At 74.7% G+C, this 3,594-nt stretch carries 4 protein-coding genes and 1 pseudogene; 2 read left to right on the top strand and 3 right to left on the bottom strand.

The window, feature by feature from the left end; translation table 11 throughout:
• Positions 1–753: pseudogene (locus AB0L40_RS27255) on the top strand (hypothetical protein); the annotation flags it as partial.
• 98 nt (positions 754–851) lie between these two features.
• On the opposite strand, the gene AB0L40_RS27250 reads toward AB0L40_RS27255, so the two are convergent.
• From AB0L40_RS27250 to AB0L40_RS27240, 3 genes are read right to left on the bottom strand one after another with little or no spacing between them, the layout of a single operon-like run.
• A complete protein-coding gene (locus AB0L40_RS27250) occupies positions 852–1,103 on the bottom strand; it encodes a hypothetical protein (protein ID WP_364361865.1) in 252 nt (83 codons plus the stop codon).
• Positions 1,100–2,209 carry an inorganic phosphate transporter gene (locus AB0L40_RS27245; protein WP_364361863.1) on the bottom strand — a complete coding sequence of 370 codons (1,110 nt, stop codon included), beginning with the start codon at positions 2,207–2,209 and terminating at the stop codon, positions 1,100–1,102. The genes AB0L40_RS27250 and AB0L40_RS27245 overlap by 4 nt, the downstream gene beginning before the upstream one ends.
• 42 nt (positions 2,210–2,251) lie before the next feature.
• On the bottom strand, positions 2,252–2,878 hold the full coding sequence (locus tag AB0L40_RS27240; protein WP_364361861.1) for a DUF47 family protein: 627 nt from the start codon (positions 2,876–2,878) through the stop codon (positions 2,252–2,254).
• Positions 2,879–3,132: 254 nt separating this feature from the next.
• Between AB0L40_RS27240 and AB0L40_RS27235 the strand changes: the two genes are divergently transcribed.
• Positions 3,133–3,411: a hypothetical protein gene (locus AB0L40_RS27235; protein ID WP_364361859.1), complete on the top strand. Its 279-nt coding sequence runs from the start codon at positions 3,133–3,135 to the stop codon at positions 3,409–3,411.
• The last annotated feature ends 183 nt before the right edge of the window (positions 3,412–3,594 follow it).

Below are 3,594 nucleotides of genomic sequence, written 5' to 3'. Positions count from 1 at the left end.
CGGGCCCGGGTCCGCCGGCCGGTGGTGATCGCGACGCCGGCGGCGGGGCAGCCCGTCGACCTGGGCGTGCTGGCGGGCGAGCCCGTCGCGGCGCTCGGCCAGCGCCCGGGGTTCGCGCGCCTGGTCCCCACGCTGGAGCGCCTGGGGATCACCACGCTGGGCGAGCTGCGCGACCTGCCCGCGGGCACCGTCGGCGCGCGCTTCGGCCGGCTCGGCCTCGACGCGCACGAGCTCCTCCACGGGCGCGAGGCCCCGCTGCGCCCGCGGGATCCGACCGTCCGCCTGCAGGCCGACCTCCTGCTGCCCGAGGCCGCGTCGGGCGAGCAGCTCGGCCACGCCCTGGGCCTCCTGATCGACCGCGTCCTCGCCGACCCCGGCCGCCGCCACCGGCCGGTGCGCTCGCTGCTGCTGCAGGCCTCGCTGGTCGAGCGGGGGACGTGGCAGGAGCGGGTCGTCCTGCGCGAGGCGATGAGCGACGCGACCCGGATCCGCCTGGCGCTCGGGCCGCGGCTGGCGCTGCTGCCGTCGCCGGCCGAGCGCCTGGCGCTGCGGGTGGACGGCTTCGGCACGCCGGTCCCCGCGGACCGCCCGCTGCTGGAGGAGGACGCCGCGATCCGCCGGGCGCGGCTGCAGGAGGCGGTCCGCCAGGTCCGCGAGGTCGCGGGCCCGGAGGGCGCGCTGCGGGTCGTGGGCATCGACCCGGAGTCGCGGGTGGCGGAGCGGCGGATGGCCCTCACGCCGTTCGAGGCGTAGGCCCCGTCGGACGCCGGGCGGGGTCGTGCGGCGGGGCGACACGAGTTCCTGCGTCGGACGAGGTGGCGACGGACGCCCGCCTCGCGGCCTGCGGGCCGTCAGCCGTTGATCATCTCGTAGACCGCGAAGACCACGGCCGCGAGGCAGACCAGGCCGGACACGCTGGCCAGCAGGACGTTGGGCAGGACCGCGGAGCCGCGGCCCTCGCGGCGCGCGGATCCGGCCTGGATCACGCCGCGGACGAGGAACGCGAACGCGATCGCGAGGCCGATGCCGGCGATCGCGCCGACGACGATCACCTCGCCGAGGTCGCTCCAGGCGATCTCGGCGACCGGCGCGACGGCCCTCATGCGCCGGCCTCGGCGAGCGGCGGCGGGGTGCGGGTGCGGCGCGAGCGCAGCAGGAAGCCCACGAGGATCGCGATGACGACGCAGACGGCGATCGGGCCGCGCGTGCCGCCGCCGGCGAGGTGCGAGATCCCGTAGGCCGCGCCGCCGGTCAGGCCCGCGGCGGGGATCGTCAGCACCCAGGCGACGGCCATGTTGCCCGCGACGCCCCACTTGACGGCGGACAGGCGCTTGGCGGCGCCGGCGCCGACGACGCCGCCGGAGATCACGTGCGTGGTGGAGAGCGGGAAGCCGACGTGGGTCGCGGCGAGGATCACGGCGGCGCCGGAGCCCTGGGCCGCGAAGCCCTGGGCGGCGTCCATCTTGATGATCTTCGAGCCCATCGTGCGGATGATCCGCCAGCCGCCGGAGTAGGTCCCCAGGGCGATCGCCGACGCCGAGCAGATGACGACCCAGAACGGGACGTCGGGGCTCGCGCCGTTCAACGAGCCGTGGGCGACGAGGGCGAGCGTGATGATGCCCATCGTCTTCTGCGCGTCGTTGGTGCCGTGGGCGAGCGCCAGCAGGGACCCGGAGGCGATCTGGCCCAGGCGGAAGCCGCGGGCGGTCGGACCCGGTCGCTGGCGGCCGACGATCCGGTAGATGCAGAGGATCGCCACGCCCGCGACGCCGAAGGCGAGGACGGGGGCGACGAGCGCCGGGATGACGACCTTGCCGAGCAGGCCCTCGCCGTTGATCGCGTCGGGGCCGTGCGCGACGAGCATCGCGCCGACGACGCCACCGATCAGGGCGTGCGAGGAGCTGGACGGCAGGCCCAGCCACCACGTCAGCAGGTTCCAGGCGATCGCCCCGACGAGGCCGGCGAAGACCACCTGGAGCGTGATCGACCCGGAGTCGACGATGCCTCCCGCGATCGTCGCGGCGACCTTCAGGGAGAGGAACGCGCCGACGAAGTTCAGGACGGCCGCGATCAGGATCGCCAGCCGCGGCGGCAGCGCGCGGGTGGAGATCGACGTCGCGACGACGTTGGCGGTGTCGTGGAAGCCGTTGGTGAAGTCGAACGCCAGGGCGGCGACGACGACGATGACGAGGAGGAGGTCGGAGGCCATGGGGCAGCCGGGTACGCGAGCGAGAAGCCGGAGGAGTGCGCTCTAGCGGTTCTTGATGACGATGCCCTCGAGGATGTTCGCGACCCGCTCGCACGAGTCGATCCCGTCCTCGAGTCGCTCGAAGATGTCCTTCCAGCGGATGACGACCATCGGATCGATGCCGCCGTCGAAGAGCCCGGCGATCGCGGCGCGCGAGAGCCGGTCGCCGTCGTTCTCCAGGCGGTTGACCTCGACGGTGTAGTGGCGGATGTCGCCGAAGTCCCGCAGCCGCGGCATGCCGGCGGCCAGCGCCTTGGTCGCCTCGACGAGGATCGAGCAGAGGCCGTGAGCCTGCTCCATCGGTGCCTCGACCTTGTAGAGCAGGATCAGGTCCGCGGCCTCGTCGATGAGGTCGACGATGTCGTCCAGCGCGGACGCCAGCTCCAGGATGTCCTCGCGCTCGATCGGCGTGACGAACGTCTGGTTCAGGTGGCTGATGATGTCGTGGATGATGCGATCGGTGTCGCTCTCCACGGCGCTGATCTCCCGGGCCACCTCGGGGGCGTCGGGCAGCTCGTGCATGAAGTGGGCGAGCAGCTCCGCGGCCTTGACCGCGTTCTGCGACGCCTCCTCGAACAGCTCGAAGTACCGCGTGTCGCGGCCCGTGAAGACCTTCGTGAGGCGCGCCATGAGGGCTCGATGTAATCACGGGGTGAAGGTGCCGTGAATCGCGGTGCCGGCGCCGGGGGCCGCGAGGCCCCGCCCCGCCTGCGGATCCGGGTCCCGGGGACTCGTTCGTCCGTACCGCGTCCGCGGGCGTTCCCGGGCGGGGAGCGGGGAGGAGGGTGGCGCGCCGGCACCCCGGTGGTCGCCGCGTTGCGCTCGCGCTCGGGGGCTCCGCGCGTCCCGGCGTGCTCCGCCCCCGGGCGTGCGAACATGCGTTCGTGTCCTCCGGATCCCAGCGACGCCCTCCGGGCCCGCCCGGCACGATCCGTCGGCTGGGCGAGCCACGGCCGGCGGTCGTCCGCGCGGCGCCGGACGGCCGTCCGCTGACGGTCGACGGCGAGGCGGTCGACGGGGTGGTGGAGACCTGGCTGCTCGAGGACCGCTGGTGGACGGAGCGCCCCATGCGGCGGCGGATGTGGGAGGTGGTCACGGCCCGCGGCCGGGCGATCGTCGTGCACCGCGACCTCGTCGACGGGGGCTGGTGGCGCTCGCGGTAGGCGACGCTCGCCGCCTCCCGGTGCGACCGCGGGGCCGCCGCCACCGGGCGCGGGGGTCGCGGTGGCGACGGGGCGGGGCGGCCGATCGGCGATGAACCTGCACCTCGGCTACTTCGGGTCGGCGATCCTCTTCGCCGCGCTGATGGCGGTCCCGGCGCTGCTCTGGTGGCGCGGGCTCCTGAA

The sequence above is a fragment of the Patulibacter sp. NPDC049589 genome, from assembly GCF_040675535.1.
Classification (GTDB): domain Bacteria; phylum Actinomycetota; class Thermoleophilia; order Solirubrobacterales; family Solirubrobacteraceae; genus Patulibacter.
This window is presented reverse-complemented; position numbering and strand designations above follow the sequence as displayed.

Excerpts from the sequence above, each read along its gene's own strand:
- AB0L40_RS27250 (WP_364361865.1), bottom strand. The coding sequence starts at position 1,103 with ATGAGGGCCGTCGCGCCGGTCGCCGAGATCGCCTGGAGCGACCTCGGC.
- AB0L40_RS27245 (WP_364361863.1), bottom strand. The coding sequence starts at position 2,209 with ATGGCCTCCGACCTCCTCCTCGTCATCGTCGTCGTCGCCGCCCTGGCG.
- AB0L40_RS27240 (WP_364361861.1), bottom strand. The coding sequence starts at position 2,878 with ATGGCGCGCCTCACGAAGGTCTTCACGGGCCGCGACACGCGGTACTTC.